The 17,713-nt window shown below is 64.6% G+C and carries 14 protein-coding genes; 7 read left to right on the forward strand and 7 right to left on the reverse strand.

The genetic code is table 11. The features are described from left to right. Positions 1 to 31 precede the first annotated feature (31 nt). From argB to GRZ55_RS00280, 6 genes are all read right to left on the reverse strand, one after another. A complete protein-coding gene (gene argB, locus GRZ55_RS00255; protein WP_169284880.1) occupies positions 32 to 928 on the reverse strand; it encodes an acetylglutamate kinase in 897 nt (298 codons plus the stop codon). A gap of 70 nt (positions 929 to 998) precedes the next feature. After that, the gene (locus GRZ55_RS00260) at positions 999 to 2,498 is read right to left on the reverse strand and encodes an amidase (protein ID WP_169284881.1); all 1,500 of its coding nucleotides are present in this window, start codon (positions 2,496 to 2,498) and stop codon (positions 999 to 1,001) included. 119 nt (positions 2,499 to 2,617) lie between these two features. Next, positions 2,618 to 4,261 (reverse strand): chaperonin GroEL, encoded by a 1,644-nt coding sequence (groL, locus tag GRZ55_RS00265; RefSeq protein WP_169284882.1) that lies wholly within the window; start codon positions 4,259 to 4,261, stop codon positions 2,618 to 2,620. A 70-nt stretch (positions 4,262 to 4,331) separates the two neighbouring features. Then, entirely contained in the window at positions 4,332 to 4,628 is a 297-nt protein-coding gene (gene groES, locus GRZ55_RS00270; RefSeq protein ID WP_169284883.1) for a co-chaperone GroES, read from the reverse strand. Between the two features lie 222 nt (positions 4,629 to 4,850). Continuing rightward, entirely contained in the window at positions 4,851 to 6,764 is a 1,914-nt protein-coding gene (locus tag GRZ55_RS00275; protein ID WP_169284884.1) for a TadE/TadG family type IV pilus assembly protein, read from the reverse strand. A 126-nt stretch (positions 6,765 to 6,890) separates the two neighbouring features. Then, the gene (locus GRZ55_RS00280) at positions 6,891 to 7,634 is read right to left on the reverse strand and encodes an EAL domain-containing protein (RefSeq protein ID WP_169284885.1); all 744 of its coding nucleotides are present in this window, start codon (positions 7,632 to 7,634) and stop codon (positions 6,891 to 6,893) included. 608 nt (positions 7,635 to 8,242) lie between these two features. Here GRZ55_RS00280 and GRZ55_RS00285 point away from each other — a divergent pair. The 5 genes from GRZ55_RS00285 (at position 8,243) to GRZ55_RS00305 (ending at position 15,158) form a co-directional block, all read left to right on the forward strand. Beyond that, on the forward strand, positions 8,243 to 9,085 hold the full coding sequence (locus tag GRZ55_RS00285) for a TIGR01459 family HAD-type hydrolase (protein WP_169285535.1): 843 nt from the start codon (positions 8,243 to 8,245) through the stop codon (positions 9,083 to 9,085). Between the two features lie 20 nt (positions 9,086 to 9,105). Continuing rightward, the gene (locus GRZ55_RS00290; RefSeq protein ID WP_169284886.1) at positions 9,106 to 10,086 is read left to right on the forward strand and encodes a bifunctional riboflavin kinase/FAD synthetase; all 981 of its coding nucleotides are present in this window, start codon (positions 9,106 to 9,108) and stop codon (positions 10,084 to 10,086) included. 100 nt (positions 10,087 to 10,186) lie between these two features. Then, positions 10,187 to 11,056, forward strand: a complete 870-nt coding sequence (locus GRZ55_RS00295; protein WP_246734438.1) for a MipA/OmpV family protein — start codon at positions 10,187 to 10,189, stop codon at positions 11,054 to 11,056. Positions 11,057 to 11,263: 207 nt separating this feature from the next. After that, positions 11,264 to 14,347, forward strand: a complete 3,084-nt coding sequence (gene ileS, locus GRZ55_RS00300) for an isoleucine--tRNA ligase (RefSeq protein ID WP_169284887.1) — start codon at positions 11,264 to 11,266, stop codon at positions 14,345 to 14,347. A gap of 193 nt (positions 14,348 to 14,540) precedes the next feature. After that, on the forward strand, positions 14,541 to 15,158 hold the full coding sequence (locus GRZ55_RS00305; protein WP_169284888.1) for a hypothetical protein: 618 nt from the start codon (positions 14,541 to 14,543) through the stop codon (positions 15,156 to 15,158). Between the two features lie 3 nt (positions 15,159 to 15,161). Here GRZ55_RS00305 and GRZ55_RS00310 read toward each other — a convergent pair whose 3' ends face one another. After that, a complete protein-coding gene (locus GRZ55_RS00310) occupies positions 15,162 to 15,590 on the reverse strand; it encodes a nucleoside deaminase (protein WP_169285537.1) in 429 nt (142 codons plus the stop codon). A 95-nt stretch (positions 15,591 to 15,685) separates the two neighbouring features. Between GRZ55_RS00310 and GRZ55_RS00315 the strand changes: the two genes are divergently transcribed. Further along, positions 15,686 to 17,098: a pseudouridine synthase gene (locus tag GRZ55_RS00315; protein WP_169284889.1), complete on the forward strand. Its 1,413-nt coding sequence runs from the start codon at positions 15,686 to 15,688 to the stop codon at positions 17,096 to 17,098. A gap of 2 nt (positions 17,099 to 17,100) precedes the next feature. Continuing rightward, the gene (rsmD, locus tag GRZ55_RS00320; RefSeq protein WP_169284890.1) at positions 17,101 to 17,655 is read left to right on the forward strand and encodes a 16S rRNA (guanine(966)-N(2))-methyltransferase RsmD; all 555 of its coding nucleotides are present in this window, start codon (positions 17,101 to 17,103) and stop codon (positions 17,653 to 17,655) included. Positions 17,656 to 17,713 lie beyond the last annotated feature (58 nt).

The following is a 17,713-nucleotide window of genomic DNA, read 5'->3' on the forward strand; positions in this document are numbered from 1 at the left end:
GGCAAGGGCCAAAAACCGAATGGTCCTGCACTTACGGCACGATCAGCGTGCCGGCGCCGTGCTCGGTGAATATTTCCAGAAGCACGGCATGGGCCGTCTTGCCGTTCAGGATAACGACGCCCTCGACCCCGCGCTCGATGGCGTCGATGCAGGTCTCCACCTTGGGAATCATGCCACCATGGATGGTGCCGTCGGCGATCAATGCCCTCGCCTGCGCCACCGTCAGTTCGTCAATGAGCTTGCCGTCCTTGTCCAGCACGCCCGGCACGTCGGTCAGGAACAGGAGCCGGGTCGCCGAAAGCGCGCCAGCAATGGCGCCTGCGAATGTGTCGGCGTTGATGTTGTAGGTGTGCCCGTCGCGGCCTGGCGCCACCGGCGCGATGACCGGAATCATCTCGGAGCGCGCCAGAAGGTCGAGAAGCGTCCGGTCCACCTCCACCGGCTCTCCCACGAAACCTAGATCGAGCACGCGCTCGATGTTCGAGTCCGGATCGCGCACGGTCTTGTGGGCCTTTTCAGCAAAGACCATATTGCCGTCCTTGCCGCACAGGCCGATCGCCCATTCGCCCTCGGCATTGATGAGGGCCACGATCTCCTTGTTGATCGAGCCGGCCAGGACCATTTCCACGATCTCGACGGTCTTCTCGTCAGTGACCCGGAGGCCGCCCTCGAAGCGCGATTCGATGCCCATCTTCTTGAGCATCGCCGCGATCTGCGGTCCGCCCCCATGCACGACGATCGGGTTCACCCCCGACTGCTTCAGCAGCGCGATGTCGCGGGCGAATGCCCGGCCGAGCGCCGGATCGCCCATGGCATGACCGCCATATTTGATGACCACGGTCTTGTTCTCGTAGCGCTGCATGAAGGGCAGCGCCTCGGACAGAAGGCGAGCCTGCTCGGAAGGGTCGGAGAAATTGTCGGCGGTCATGAAAGGCATACTCCGGCGGATAGGCAGCGGGGTCTTAGCTGCAAACGCCCGCCATCGCAATTGCCGGGCTTCAGCCTTCGGGCAAGATCAGCGGCGCCCGGCGGTGAAGCCAGCCCGACTGCCGTTCCATCTGTGCCGCGAGCGAGAACAACGTTTCCTCGTCGCCCGGGCGCCCCACCGCCTGTATGCCGAGCGGGAGCCCTTCCGCCGTTACATGGACCGGCAGCGCGATGGCGGGCTGGCCCGTCACGTTCTGGATCGCCGGCCAGTGGGTGAACCAGAGCGACTTGTCCATCAGCTGCCCGAACAGCGCGTCGATGCGCAAGAGGCGCGTCAGGCGAAGACTATCGAGCGCCTTCTCCAGGAACTCGTCCGCGCCCCTGGCATCCATCGCGCCCACGGCCAGCGGCGGATGCGCGATGATCGGCATCAGCACGGCGTCATATTTCGCCGTGTGGGCGATCAGCGCACGCGAGGCCGCATGCAGCCGGTCCAGCGTGGCGTAGAGCTCGCCGGCGGGAATCAGATCGCCGAGACGGGCGAGCAGCCGGGTGGCTCTTTCCAGGTCGGGCAGCACGGCGTGACCGCTGCGGGCCGCCTCCGTGCGCAGCAATCCGGCGATCGACGCGGTAACGACGCGGCAGAAATCGGCCATGAAGGCGCGTCCGATCATCGGCAGGTCGATTTCCTCCACCAGATGTCCTGCTTCCCGCGCGAGATCGGCCGCGTGGTCTAGGGCAGCGTCCGTTTCGCTCGACACTTCGAGCCCAAGTGGCGAGCGTCGGAAAAGGCCGATGGAAAGCCCTGCGGGATCGCGAGCGGCAGCTTGCGAGAACGTGCCTTTCGGCGGGCGGGCGCCATAAGGGGCCAGCGCATCCGGTCCATGGCAGAGATCAAGCAGCAGCGCGCTGTCGCGCACCGATCTCGTCACGGCATGATCGACCACGAAACCGAACCAGGTTTCGCTGGCGAGCGGCGTCGCCGGAACTCGCCCGCGCGAAACCTTCATGCCCACGAGACCTGTGGTGGCGGCTGGCACACGGATCGATCCTCCGCCGTCCGAGGCGTGGGCGGCCGGCACGACACCGGCTGCAACCAGTGCCGCAGCGCCGCCGGAGGAACCGCCGGAAGTATGGTTGACGTCCCAAGGGCTACGCGTCGCGCCGAAGGCGGCCGACTCCGTCATCAGCTTGAGGCCGAACTCGGGCGTGGTGGACATGGCAATCGGGATCAGACCGGCGGCCACATATCGCTCGGTAAGGACGGAATCGAAATCGGGTGTGAAGGGCGGGACGCGGCTGCCGTGGCGCGTGGGAACCCCCTTTACGGCCAGGCCCAGATCCTTGAGCGCGAAGGGCACGCCTGCCAGCGGCGCGTTACGGTCGACCTTGGTGGCCATGGCTCTCGCGCGTTCGAAAAGCGGCGTGGCGATCGCGTTGATTTCTGGATTGACCTTTTCGGCACGTGCGATCGCCGCGTCGACCAGTTCACGCGGTTCGACTTCGCCGTCGCGCACCAGTTCGGCCAGACCGGTCGCGTCCTGCGACCACAAGAGCTTTTCGATCGACATCGTCCCCTCCGGTTTTGCGGCGACCTTGGCGCGAATGCCTCCGGCGGGCAAGCCGCGCACGAAAAAGCCCCGCCGGATGAACCGGCGGGGCCTTTGATGTTTGGGATCGGAGGCTGGACTTAGAAGTCCATGCCACCCATGCCGCCCATGCCGCCGCCCGGCATTGCCGGCGCGCCCGAGTCCTTCTTGGGAGCTTCGGCGATCATGGCTTCGGTGGTGACCAGCAGACCCGCGATGGAGGCTGCGTCCTGGAGCGCGGTGCGCACGACCTTGACCGGATCGACGATACCCATGGCGATCATGTCGCCATATTCGTCGGCCTGGGCGTTGTAGCCGAAGGTGGCACCCTTGTTGTCAAGGATCTTGCCGGCCACGATGGAGGCTTCGGCACCGGCGTTGGTCGCGATCTGGCGGCAAGGTGCCTGCAGTGCGCGGCGCACGATGTTGATGCCGGCATCCTGGTCGGGATTGGCGCCGGTCACCTTGATGGAGGCCGAGGCGCGCAACAGAGCGGTACCGCCGCCCGGAACGATGCCCTCTTCGACAGCAGCGCGGGTCGCGTTGAGCGCGTCGTCGACGCGGTCCTTGCGTTCCTTGACCTCGACTTCGGTCGAGCCGCCGACGCGGATGACCGCAACGCCACCAGCCAGCTTGGCCAGACGCTCCTGCAGCTTCTCCTTGTCGTAGTCCGACGTGGTCTCTTCGATCTGCGCCTTGATCTGAGCCACGCGGCCCTGGATCTCGCCCTTCTTGCCGGCGCCGTCGACAACCGTCGTGTTCTCCTTGGTGATGGAGACCTTCTTGGCGCGGCCGAGCATGTTCAGCGTCACGTTCTCGAGCTTGATGCCGAGGTCTTCGGAGATGACCTGGCCACCGGTGAGGATCGCGATGTCCTCCATCATGGCCTTGCGGCGGTCGCCGAAGCCGGGCGCCTTGACGGCGGCGATCTTCAGGCCGCCACGCAGCTTGTTGACGACGAGCGTGGCAAGCGCCTCGCCCTCGACGTCTTCGGCGATGATCAGCAGGGGCTTGGACGACTGGACGACAGCCTCCAGAACCGGCAGCAGCGCCTGCAGGTTGGACAGCTTCTTCTCGTGCAGGAGGATGTAGGCATCATCCAGCTCGGCGACCATCTTGTCGGGGTTGGTCACGAAGTAGGGCGACAGGTAGCCGCGGTCGAACTGCATGCCTTCGACGACTTCGAGTTCGGTCTCAGCGGTCTTGGCTTCCTCGACGGTGATGACACCCTCGTTGCCGACCTTCTGCATCGCCTCGGCGATCATCTGGCCGATCTCGGATTCGCCATTGGCGGAGATGGTGCCGACCTGGGCGACTTCCTCGGAAGTCTTGATCTTCTTGGCCGACTTGACGAGCTGGGCGACCACATCGGTAACGGCGAGATCGATGCCGCGCTTGAGGTCCATCGGGTTCATGCCAGCGGCAACGGCCTTGTGGCCTTCCTGCACGATGGCCTGGGCCAGGACCGTGGCAGTGGTGGTGCCGTCACCGGCGATGTCGTTGGTCTTCGACGCCACTTCGCGCACCATCTGGGCGCCCATGTTCTCGAACTTGTCCTCAAGCTCGATTTCCTTGGCGACGGTGACGCCGTCCTTGGTGATGCGCGGTGCGCCGAAGGACTTGTCGAGAACGACGTTACGACCCTTGGGGCCGAGCGTGACCTTGACCGCGTCGGCCAGGATGTTGACGCCGCGCAGCATGCGCTCGCGGGCATCGCGGGAAAATCTTACTTCTTTAGCAGCCATTTGTTCCTGCTCCCGGGCTTCTCGTGAAGCCCTTTCATAGGTTTCGTTGAATTGGGTTCTGGCTTGCGCCTCAGGCGACGACGCCCATGATGTCCGACTCCTTCATGATGAGGAGCTCCTGGCCATCAAGCTTGACTTCGGTGCCGGACCACTTGCCGAACAGCACGCGGTCGCCGGCCTTGACGTCGAGCGGGACCAGCTTGCCGGCCTCATCACGCGCGCCGGGGCCGACGGCGATGACTTCGCCTTCCATCGGCTTTTCCTTGGCGGTGTCGGGGATGATGATGCCGCCGGAGGTCTTCTCCTCGGACTCGACCCTGCGCACAACCACACGGTCATGGAGCGGGCGGAATTTCGTCTTAGCCATGTCTGTCTATCCTTGAATCGGATGAAAATATCTGGTCCGCCCGGCCAGGCCGGAAGCGGGCTATTAGCACTCACTCATGGGGAGTGCTAATGCGCTGTGGAGATAGTGGCTCGCGGCTGGGCTGTCAAGAAAAAGGGAAGACGCGCGTGCCGGGATCGCGCGGCCGCGACCGGAGAAAGACCTCCTCCGGTCGTTTGCCTGCGGGATGGCTACGCGCCTCTTCTAGCCAACGATGCGCAAATTGGAAAGTTCGTCAGCGATCTCGCGGAACTTGTCGGCCAGATTGCTGCCATTCGCATTCCAGAAAAGCTTGGCCGCTTTGGTGGGATCGTTGGGGTCACGGCGGAACCGCGAGTCGGATGCGCATCGGGTCATGGCGTTGATCGCCTCACGCTCGTCGGCCACGCTGGAGCTGAGGTCGAGCGCCACCGTCATGACGATGATGCCCGCCGCCTTCGCTGCCTCGCAGACGCTGTCGAGATGCTGGTTCATGGCGGTCGTGAAATTGGCGTTGGTGTGCGTGGTGGCAGTCACTGTCGTGTTCTGGAACAGCCGCGTGCGGTTGGCGCCGGGTGCGTTGACGCCGGTGTAGCCCTTGTTGGAGTAAATGGACCGGTTGTTGGCCAGGTCGTTGTAGCCGAGCGAATTGGGTGTGTAGTAGGTATTGAACCCGTCGGTCAGCACGATGAGCACCTTGTCGTTGCCGCGCTCATGCTCCGGCCGCCCCTGGGTGAAAGGCGCCGCACTGTTCAACGTGCGCCACCCCCACGCGGTGCCTTCCGGAATGTCGGTCGCGCCAAGGGCCCGCATGTCGGTGATCGCCTTCTTCACCGTGTTGACGCCAGCCGTTGTCGAGACATCCGTCAGGGGCAGTATGGGCGTGGTCGTGCACATGGCGTTCGGCCCCTTGTCGGTTCCCATGAAGTCGGAACCCAAGGGCGCGGCTTGGAAATATTTGGGCATGAACCGCTGACGCTGGGCGTCGGTGCCGCTCGTCATGTCCTTCCACCAGTTGCCCATCGCGTCGCGCCGCCAGCTATCTTCGTTATCGGTCTCGTCGGGCGCAAACATCGGCACGAACAGCGAAGACGGATGCTGGCTGCTGGGCGCCGTCACGTCATAGGCCAACGTCCCGGGGCGGGTTTCGACACATCCTGCCCAACTGGTGGCAGGTCCCAGAACGGGAACCTGCTCTGTCGTGGTAACCCAGCCGTTGGTGCGGCATATGTTCGTGCCCCACCAGTATTGTGTGCATCCCCACACTTGGGTCTGCTGGGTTTGCGTGCCGGTGACGCGCTTGATTTCGTCAAACATAGAGAAGCGCGTGACGATCTGGTTTACCTCTGTTCCCCACCCGGTGCCGCGCTTGCGAAAGACATCGCCATCCTTCTCGACACGCCGGTTGGTGTCATGAGCGCCCATCGTGGACCAGTCGAAATTCTCGTGGTGAATGGGTGACCGTCCCTGCGTGTCCATCCAGGACGCGCTGGCATTCTGGGCACCGACATTGACCGTGCCGGAGAAGGGAACGACGGAGAAGCGCACCGGCTCGGCAACCTGCTTCATCTGCTGCGCTCTCTGCGCGATCGTCGTGACGAGTTCGGTCGCTGCTTCCTTCAGCAGGTCCATCCGCTTGCGGCCGGAACCGGTCCCGACAAAATCCATCGAGCCGGAATTGTCCAGCACAAGGGCGACCTCGAGCGTGTTCTGGAGACGTATCTCGGAATGCGCACTGAAAGTCAGGCTCTCGGCGCTGTCGGCGGTTCCCATGATGAAGGAAGGGAGGAAGAAGGGATCGTACCGGAGATCGGCATCAAGTTTCAGCGTTTCGCGCCCTGCCTGCTGGGAGGGCAATTGAACCCGCAGCGTCACTTTGGACGCCTCGACGCTGCGCAGGTTGGCGGCGAAGAATTGCTGCGCATAGGCAAGGGCTTCGGCCTCGCTGGCACCTTCGAGAATCCGTCGCGCCGTGGCAATGCCGGCTGCGTCGAGCGCATGGAGCGTCACCTGCCGTTGCCGCGACATTTCCGTATAGTCCACGCCCAGGGCAAGAGCGCCAAGAAGCGGCACCATCAGCAGAGCCGTCATCATCGCGTAGTTGCCGCGCGTGTCCCTGAGAAAGCGTAAGAAGGTCATTTCCTCAACCCAGCACCCAAATATATCAGGCCATCCTGCCAGAGCGAGATTAAGGATTGCTTCGCGCGACCCGGAGAATCGGCGAGACTTCGTCAACGACTGCTTAGCCGGCTGGACGCCCAGGCGTCACCCCAAAGTCGGTCTGCCTCCCTCCTGGCCATGGGCCAGATGCGGGTCACCGCGACTCATGCGCCGTGGCGGCGAGAACCAGTCGCCCGCCATCAGATCGACACCGAGATCGATGAGGCGCAATGCGGTTTCCTCCGCCCTGACGCCCAATGCGATGATCGGTGGACAGGCCCCCGGCCAGATGCGCGCCCACAGGTCATCGAGAGTGCCAATATCCATCGTGTCGGCGAGAGCGATCAGGACCTGCGCTTCGACATTTACATATTGGAGCGGGGGCAGGCCGTTATCGGCATGGATCGTGCTGCCATCCGAGTCCAGCGCCAATGCCATGCCGGCATCGGAGAGCGCGCGCGCTGCCCGCGCCAGATCCGGGTGGCGCGCGGCCGTCCCCGGCAGCGAAAGGACCATCGATCGCGCAATTCCCGGATGGAGATCCACGAGCGCGCAGATGTCGGCAACAGCTTCCTCATGGCGCAGGACATCCGGCGAGAGCGACAGATGCAACCTCATGCGCTCGCTCACGCTGCCCATGCGTCGCCGCGCTGTGTCCACCGCCACGAGAAACATCGACATGTCGAAATCGACGGGATCGAGTGCGCCGCCGATAGCGATCCGCTTGAGGTGCACTTGTCCGAGGTCAGGCAGATCGACCCTGGTCAGGATATCGAATGCGACGGACTGACCGCGCGAGACCGATACGATCGGCTGGAGACTTATCTCCATCCGATCCTCGGCGATCATGACGGCAAGTTTTCTGGCTACGGCCTCCTGGTCCTCGGGGCCAAGGGCTCCGCGGTCCGGAAGAGCAAGACTGGTTTCGGCCTCGGGTCGGACAGCCGATAGAGCTTCCACCGCCGAACGATCGGGTTCGCCCGGTTCCCTCAAGCTGATCGCGGGGGGCGGCGAAGCGACAGGGTCCGGCATTCGGTGGGCAGGGTATGCCTGCGATTGGATTTCGCTTTCTGCAGACCTGCGCGGCGCGCGCATGATCGTATCGATGGATCGGGCCAGATTGGCGTGATGGCGCTCCAGAGACGCAATGCGCCTGTCGCTCCGCCACACATGCAGCAGAAACAGAGCTGCCAGCCCGGCCAACAGGAGCAGGGCTGGCCCGCTTGCCGAGAAATCTAGCATGGCGCGGCTGGCCCCCGGCCGCGCACGCAGACAATCCCCATAGGTCCGTTCCCGTCCCTTTCCACAAGCGCAGCAGCGCTCACATCGCTCAGCCAGACATTCTAGCGGACGAGGGTTAACTGAAACCTCGTGACAGCCCGAACGGCTTCGGTTAATTCCGGTCGCCGCCCCGAAGATGAAGTTCCCAGGTCGAAAGCAGAGGCCCAATGTCCCGAATGATCGATACGCTCGACGAGATCGCCGACGCCTACTCCGTCATTCTGAGCGATGTCTGGGGCGTGCTTCACAACGGGATCGCCGCGTCACCCGAAGCCGTCGCTGCCCTGGTGCGTCAGCGCGAACAGGGCAAGACCGTCATCCTCATCACCAATGCGCCCCGGCCCCACCCTTCGGTCATTGCCCAGTTGCAGTCTCTGGGCGTCGACGACGAAGCCTGGGACAGTGTGATCACCTCGGGCGACGTCACCCGCAGGCTCATCGAGGAAGGTCCCCGGAAGATCTACCACATCGGCCCGGATCGCGATCTCATCATCTATGATGGCCTCGACGTGGAGATGGTGGACTATCCGGAGGCCGGCGCCATTGTATGTACCGGTCCGTTCAATGACGACGTGGAGACCCCGGACGATTATGCGGAACTCCTCCCCCTCCTGCGCGGCCGCAACCTGCCCTTCATCTGCGCCAATCCGGATATCGTGGTGGAGCGCGGAGACCGCCTGATCTGGTGCGCGGGCGCCCTGGCACGAGACTATGCACGGCTCGGCGGTCGCACCTTGATCGCCGGCAAGCCGCATCGCCCGATCTATGAGGCAGCCCTTGCTGCGGCAGCCGAAATCACGGGCAAAGAAGTGCCCTTGGACAAGGTCCTCGCGATCGGCGACGGCGTGCTGACGGACGTCAAGGGCGCCGTCGACAATGGCTTCGATCTCCTCTACGTGACGACCGGCATTCATGCGCACGAATATGCCGGGGAAAGCGGACCCGATCCTGAAAAGCTCACCGCCTTTCTCGAATCTCACGGTTACCGGCCACTGGCCTCCATACCGAGGTTGAAGTGAGTTCAGGACGAACTCCTTTCGTGCGGCTGAGTGCCGGCGAGGCCCTGCCAGAGAGCCTTCGCGGCGCGGTGGCGGCAATAGGCAATTTCGACGGTGTCCATCGCGGGCACCAGGCGGTTCTGTCCCATGCTCTTGCAGATGCCGACGCCGCGGGCCTGCCCGTCCTGGCCCTGACCTTCGAGCCTCATCCGCGGGCATTCTTCAATCCCGCCACACCTCTGTTCCGCCTGACACCGGCCGCCATGAAGGCCAGGCTGCTGGAACTGATGGGTTTCGATGGCGTGGTGGAACTTGCCTTCACGCGCGATTTCGCGGAGCGCTCGGCCGAAGCCTTCGTGTCGGACGTGTTGGTCGGGGAACTCGGAATCTCGGTGGCCGTTACCGGCTTCGATTTCCATTTCGGCCATAACCGCCAGGGCGATCCGGCCTTTCTCGCAGACGCGGGCAGGCGCCACGGTTTCGATGTCCGGCTGGTCGATGCCTTCTGCGACGAAGGCGCGGAGATCATTTCGTCGAGCAGGATCAGGCCTCTCCTCCAGGAAGGCGACGTCGCCGGAGCGGCCGGGCTGCTCGGCTATCGCTTCACGGTCGAGGCTGAAGTGATCGACGGCCAGAAGCTCGGACGCACGCTCGGCTATCCCACCGCAAACATGACGCTGCCGAGCGAAACTGCGCTGGCGCACGGCATCTACGCGGTTCGGTTCCGGCGCGCCGATGGCTCGCTTTATGACGGGGTGGCAAGTTTTGGCCGGAGACCGACCGTCACCGCGGATGGCGCTCCTCTGTTGGAGACGTTCCTCTTCGATTTCGAAGGCGATCTCTACGGAGAAACCTGCGACGTCTCGTTCTTCGGTTTCCTGCGGGGCGAGGAGAAATTCGACGGGCTGGAGGCGCTGGTCGCCCAGATGGACCGCGATGCGGCAGAGGCGCGCGCGGCGCTGGCGCGGGTGCGGCCCCTGTCCGAACTCGATCTCGCGCTGTCATTTTCCTCGGAACGCTGATCCGAGAGCGCTTGAAAACGTAATTCATTCAAACTTTACGGGAAGCATGCAATTTGCGGGCGTCCTGAACAGAATGATTTTTCGCAGCCCGGGGGAAGATTTGTCCAGATCGTATAAACTGCTCGCTGCCGGCCTTGTGATGCTGGCCGCATCCGCCTCGTCGACGGCGCTGGCATTCGACCAGCCCGCCGGACAATGGCAGGACGCCCAGTACGGCTATCAGGACAATACGACCTCGCAGGGTTGGATTTCGGGAGACTGGTACCTCAAGGTCGGCGGTGCCGTTCTCCATGCCCCGCGCTTCGAAGGAGCGGCCCGAAACCAATTCGCCTTCCAGCCCATGATCTCACTTGGCAGGCACGGCCCTGCGGCGCGCTTCACCTCGCGCAACGACAATATTTCGCTCGGCATCGTCGACAATGGTTTCATTCGCGCAGGCGTGGCCGGGAAGTTCATCTGGGGCCGCGACAGAAGCACACATCGCGACCTGGCGGGGTTGTCCACGGTGCGCTTCGGCGGCGAACTTGGCGGCTTCGTCGACGTCTACCCGACGGACTTCGTGCGACTGCGCGCCGAGATGCGGCGCGGGATCCGGTCCCATGATGGCGTCGTGGTCGATCTGGCGGCCGACGCATTTCTCGACTTCAGCGACACGATCCGCATTTCCGGCGGGCCGCGCCTCGCCTGGGCCTCGCAGGGATACTACCAGGCCTATTACGGCGTGGGACCCGCGCAGGCAGCGGCTTCCGGCTTGAGCCAATACAGCCCGACCAGCGGCTTCAAGTCGTTCGGCCTTGGCGGTGCCGTCACGTGGCAGGCGACCGACGCGCTCGAGACCAGCGTGTTTGGCGAATATGCCAGGCTGATGGGGCCGGCCGCAAATTCCTCGCTCGTGCGCGAGCGCGGATCGCGCAACCAGTTCACCATCGGGACTTCGGCGGTCTACCGTTTCGATTTCTCCCTGCGCTGACCTGGGAATCGGCTCTTTATTATCTTCGACCGCTCCGGTAAAAGCCGGCCCATGTCCATGCACCCCATGCAGATGTCGGCTTGCCTGCGAATTATGGGCCCGGCCTTCCGGTAACCGCCGGAGGGTCCGGGACATTCCGCGCGTCTGCACGCGCCTCCGCCAGTTTTCGACGACCCTGCCCCGACCGGGCCAATTCACGGCAAGACCATGACCGACACCGCCGACAAGCTCGACTATTCCAAGACGCTCAACCTTCCCCAGACCGAATTCCCCATGCGCGCCGGGCTGCCCGACAAGGAGCCGAAGATCGTGGCGCGCTGGGAGGAGATGGGCCTCTATCGCCGTCTGCGCGAGGATGCCGCCGGCCGCGAGAAATTCGTCCTCCATGACGGTCCGCCCTACGCCAATGGCAACATCCATATCGGCCATGCGCTGAACAAGGTGCTGAAGGACGTCATCACCCGCTCCTTCCAGATGCGCGGCTACGATTCCAACTATGTGCCCGGCTGGGACTGCCACGGCCTGCCGATCGAGTGGAAGATCGAGGAGCAGTACCGCGCCAAGGGGCTCGACAAGGACCAGGTGCCGGTCAACGAATTCCGGAAGGAATGCCGCGACTTCGCGCAGGGCTGGATCGCGGTCCAGACGGAGGAGTTCAAGCGGCTGGGCATCGTCGGCGATTTCGACAACCCCTACACGACCATGAACTTCCACGCCGAGGCGCGCATCGCCGGCGAACTGCTGAAATTCGCCATGAGCGACCAGCTCTATCGCGGCTCCAAGCCCGTGATGTGGAGCGTCGTCGAGCGCACCGCGCTGGCGGAGGCCGAGGTCGAGTATCAGGACTATGAGAGCGACACGGTCTGGGTGAAGTTTCCGGTACTCGCTGCAAGAGGCGGAGCAGGTCCAACCTGGGGCGGGGTCGAATTGTCGGACCCGCCGACTGACGAAGAAATGCACCGAGTGTATCCCGGCGACGCAGTCGTTATTTGGACTACCACTCCGTGGACCATCCCAGGCAACAGAGCCATCTCGTTCTCCCGTCGGGTTGACTACGGGCTTTACAGGATCACTGAAGCTGAGAACGACTTCGGGCCGCAGCCGGGCGAACGCGTGATACTGGCGGACAGTTTGGCTGATGAATGCTTGACGAAAGCAAAAGTCGGCGCGGAGCGGCTCTATCAAGTTCCTTGGACGGTGTTGGCGGGCCTCCGTTGCGCCCACCCCCTGCGCGGCCTCGCAGGTGGCTACGAGTTCGATGTCCCCCTCCTCCCCGGCGACCATGTCACCGACGACGCGGGCACCGGCTTCGTGCACACCGCGCCCGGCCACGGACGCGAGGACTTTGACGTGTGGATGGAGCAGGCGCCCGATCTTCGTGCGCGCGGCATCGACACGAAGATCCCCTTCACCGTCGACGATGCCGGCTATTTCACCAAGGACGCACCGGGCTTCGGGCCGGACCGCGAGGGCGGCGCTGCCCGCGTCATCGACGACAACGGCAAGAAGGGCGACGCCAACAAGGCCGTCATTGAGGCGTTGATCGCCAAGAACATGCTGTTTGCGCGGGGCCGCCTCAAGCACACCTATCCGCATTCCTGGCGCTCCAAGAAGCCGGTCATCTTCCGCAACACGCCACAATGGTTTGTCCACATGGACAAGGATCTGGGCGGCTACGGCCTTCCCGGGGAAGGCCAAGCGCCCGACCGGGCGCCGGGCGACGTTTCGCCCGCCCCCGCGGAGGCGTCTGCGCAGCAGACTGCCGTGAGCGCAGGAAACGACACGCTTCGCACCCGCGCGCTGGCCGCCATCGACGCCACGCGCTTCGTGCCGGCGGCCGGCCAGGCGCGCCTGCGCGCCATGATCGAGGACCGTCCCGACTGGGTTCTGTCGCGCCAGCGCGCCTGGGGCGTGCCGATCTGCGTCTTCGCCGACGATCAGGGCGAGGTGCTGAAGGACGAGGCCGTCAACGCCCGCATCCTGGAAGCCTTCGAGGCCGAAGGGGCCGATGCCTGGTTTGCCGAGGGCGCCAAGGAGCGTTTCCTGGGCAACGACCACGACCATGCCAAATGGCATCAGGTCCGCGACATCCTCGATGTCTGGTTCGATTCCGGCTCCACCCATGCCTTCACGCTGGAAGACCGGCCCGACCTCAAATGGCCGGCCGACGTTTATCTGGAAGGCTCCGACCAGCATCGCGGCTGGTTTCACTCCTCGCTTCTCGAAAGCTGCGGCACGCGCGGCCGCGCGCCCTACGACACGGTGATCACCCACGGCTTCACCATGGCCGAGGACGGACGCAAGATGTCGAAGTCACTCGGCAACACGGTGGTGCCGCAGGACGTCATGAAGCAGTCGGGCGCCGACATATTGCGTCTCTGGGTCATGACGACCGATTATTGGGAGGATCAGCGTCTCGGCAAGAACGTCATCCAGACCAATGTCGACGCCTATCGCAAGCTCCGCAACACGATCCGCTGGATGCTCGGCACGCTCGCCCATGACGAGGGCGAGGAGGTGGCGTTTTCCGACATGCCGGAACTTGAGCGCCTCATGCTGCACCGGCTCGCCGAACTCGACGAGGTGGTCCGCAAGGGCTACGACAATTTCGATTTCAAGCGCATCGCGCGCACCCTGCTCGACTTCATGGTGATCGAGCTGTCGGCCTTCTATTTCGACATCCGCAAGGACACGCTCTACTGCGACGCGCCGTCGAGCACCCGCCGCAAGGCCTCGATCGTCGTCGTGCGCCGTCTGTTCGACAGGCTGGTGACGTGGCTGGCGCCGATGATGCCGTTCACCGCGGAAGAGGCGTGGCTGGAGCGTTATCCGGATGCGGCGTCCGTGCATCTGGAGCAGTTCCGTGAGACGCCGGCCGAATGGCGTGACGAGGCGCTTGCCGCCAAATGGCGCAAGGTGCGCCAGGTTCGCCGCGTCGTCACCGGCGCGCTGGAGATCGAGCGGGCGGCCAAGACCATCGGCTCCTCGCTGGAGGCGGCTCCCGTCGTCCACATCACCGATGCCGACCTGCGCGCGGCGATCGCCGACCGCGACATGGCCGAAATCTGCATCACCAGCGGGCTGACCGTGCTGGATACGCCCGCCCCGGAAGGCGCCTTTGCGCTCGACGAGGTCAAGGGTGTCGGCGTGGTCTTCGCGCGCGCCACAGGCACCAAATGCGCCCGGTCCTGGCGCTATACCGACGATGTCGGCTCCGATCCGGACTATCCGGAGGTCTCGGCCCGCGACGCCGCCGCCCTTCAGGAGTTGAAGGCCCTCGGCCGGCTCTAGGGCCGGCTGGTGGTGCCGATACGCAACGCCCGAAGCTCAAAAAGCCTCCATTTGCGCTTCGGGGCACGCTACGGTAAAAGACGGCAACGAACGCGCCTTGCTCTTGCCCCATTATCGGGGAAGGTCGAGCGCGGTTGCCGCCTTTGACGGCAATGACCGATCTCAAGATTTCGATATGAGGGGCAGGACAGACATGAGGCGCACAACGCTCACAGGCGGGCTTATCGGCCTCTCCGCCCTGGCACTTTCGGGCTGCATGGGGCCGACCTACGGCACGGACACCCCGGCGACCGAGCAGCTTTTCCGTGATGTATCGAGCGCGGTTGCTCCATCATCGGAGCGCCGCGAGCCGATCGCGTATCAGCCGCGTCCGGAACTGGTGCGCCCCGCCTCGACGACCGTCCTGCCGACGCCTCAGGATCCGGCGACCCGCACGTCGGGCAACTGGCCGGAGGGTCCCGAGCAGCGCCTGGCGCGCATTCGCTCGGAGGCCACCGCCAATCAGGACAACCCTTTCTACCGCGCACCGGTCCAGGCTCCCACGAGCACGCTGCCGGAAGTGCCGGACGACCCGGAAGCCTGGGAGAATCTGACGCCGCAGCAGCAGCGTGCCGAATTCCAGCGCCGTGCGGCATCGCGCGCCGGCAGCCCGAACACGCGTCGCTATCTCAGCGAACCGCCGGTGGATTACCGGACGCCCGCCGCTTCCGCGCCCGCAGATCAACTGGGTGAGGACGAGTGGCGCAAGGAGCGCCAGGTCCGGCGCGCCTCCGGCAGCGGCGGATGGCGCGACTGGGTACCGTGGCTCTGAGGCCTAGCGCCGGCTTCTGAAAAATTCCCTGAGGATCGCGGCAGAACGAACCTCGCCGATGCCCGAGTAGATGTCCGGGGCATGGTGGCAGGTGGGCTGGGCGAAGAAGCGTGGTCCATGGACCACGCCGCCGCCCTTGGGATCTTCGGCGCCGTAATAGAGACGTCTGATGCGCGCAAAAGAGATCGCCGCCGCGCACATGCCGCACGGCTCCAGCGTTACGTAGAGATCGCAGTCGGGCAGGCGCTCCGAGGCTGTCTTTGCGCAGGCCTCGCGGATTGCAAGAATCTCGGCATGGGCGGTCGGATCGTTGAATTCGCGCGTCCGGTTTCCGTGACGCGCAATGACTGCCCCGTCCTGAACGACGACCGCGCCGACCGGCACTTCGCCACGTCCCGCCGCGGCCTCCGCTTCGGCAAGGGCGATCTCCATGAAATCCGGTCTGACGGCAGGTCCGGGCAATGCTATTTTCCTCGCAAGCGCCATTTGCGTTTGCTAGTTACCCTTCTCCACTGATGAAGGCCACCATGACCGACGATTCTCCAAGAGGACCCCGAAAAGGCGGACCGCGCAAACCGTTCGACGGTCCGCGCGGCCAGAAGCCGGCGGGCAAAGGCGGGAAGCCCTTCTCGAAATCGAAGGATTCCCGGCCGGCGGGTCCCAGACCAGCTGGCGCAAAGCCTTTCGGGCGCAAGCCGGGCCGCGATGGCGAGACCCCGTTCGCGGCGCGCAAGGAGCGCCCGGGTGGCAAGCCCTTCCGCAAGCCCGCCGCACCTGCACAGCCGGCTGGTACCGAAACGCTGGGCGGCTCCGAGCGCATCGCAAAGCGCTTGGCGCGCGCGGGTGTTGCTTCGCGACGCGACGCCGAGGAAATGATCGCCGCGGGCCGCATCAAGCTCAACGGCCACGTCCTGTCCTCGCCAGCAATCAACGTTTCCTTCGCGGATCGCATCGAGATCGACGACAAGCCGATACCCGCGATCGAACGCACACGCCTGTTCCTCTTCAACAAGCCGCAAGGCGTGGTGACCACCAGTCGCGACCCGGAAGGCCGGCAGACAGTCTTCGAGAAGCTGCCCGAGGGCCTGCCCCGGCTGATCACGATCGGTCGGCTCGACATCAACACCGAGGGCCTTCTGCTTCTGACCAATGATGGCGGCCTTGCCCGCCAGCTGGAACTGCCGGCGACGGGGTGGCTGCGCCGCTACCGCGTGCGGGTTCATGGAAAGGTCGACGAGGCGCAGCTCGCAACGCTGAAAGAGGGCATCGCGGTCGACGGCGTCTATTACGGCGCCATCGAAGCGAGCCTGGAACGCGTGCAGGGCTCGAATGCGTGGCTCCTGCTCGGCTTGCGGGAGGGCAAGAACCGAGAGGTGAAGAACGTGCTCGGCGCACTCGGCCTGGACGTCACGCGTCTGATCCGGATTTCCTACGGTCCGTTCCAGCTCGGCGAACTGGCGGATGGCGAATTGAAGGAAATCAACGGCGCGACGCTGCGCGAGCAGTTGGGCGAGAAGCTGGTGGCGGAAGCCGGCGCGAATTTCGACGCCCCCATCCTGCGACCGTTCTCGGGCAAGACGCAGACCGTGTCGGCCCCGCGACAGAAAGCGGATGCGGCAGCGCCGCGGACACCAGGACGCAAGCCCAGCCGGGACGAGGTTCGCACCGCCGCGCTCGGCAAGCTCAGCACGCGCCCCGGGCGCGGGCGGGACGACGATCGCAAGGGGCGCAACGATAAATCCGGACCAGGTGGCAAGCCGCCCAGATCGGCCAAACCGGACGATCGCGAACAACGGCAGCGCGGAACCCATGTCTGGATGGCACCGGGCGCACGGCCGCTCGGCGAGAAGAAGGCGGCCGAAATGGCGGAGAAGAACGAAGGTCGGCGTTACGCGGGCAAGCCCCGCCCCGCTCCGCGCAAGCCAGGTCGGGACAAGTAGGCATGCGCGTCGTGGGCGGTGAATTCCGCGGGCGCACGCTGGCTGCGCCACGTTCAGACGCGATACGGCCGACCACGGATCGCACGCGGGAAGCCCTCTTCAACGTGATCACGCATCGCTATGGCAGCCTGCTGGAGGGCGGCCGGGTGCTCGACCTCTTCTCCGGCACCGGCGCGCTGGGCATCGAGGCGCTTTCGCGCGGTGCCGCCTTCGCGCTCTTTATCGAGGAATCGGTGGAGGGCCGAGGTCTCATCCGCGCGAATGTCGAGACCCTTGCCCTGCAGGGCCGCTCGAAGCTCTTCCGCAGGGACGCCACGCGTCTGGGCGTTGTCGGAACGATGGCTCCCTTCGATCTCCTGCTCGCCGATCCACCCTATGGAAAAGGCCTTGGGGAAAAGGCGCTGGCCTCGGCGCTGGCTGGCGGATGGCTCGCCCCGCACGCGATCTGCGTGGTCGAGGAAACCGCCGACCATGAGCTCAAGAGCGTGGACGGCTTCGAACTCGTCGAGAGACGCGTCTATGGCGACACCGCGACACACTTTATGAAACGTGCCTGACTTTGGTCACGCTCTGCTGTCAGTTGACGCAGATGTCATTCCCGCATGCTTTAAGGCA

It is taken from the genome of Chelativorans sp. ZYF759 (genome assembly GCF_012911015.1).
Classification (GTDB): Bacteria; Pseudomonadota; Alphaproteobacteria; order Rhizobiales; family Rhizobiaceae; genus ZYF759.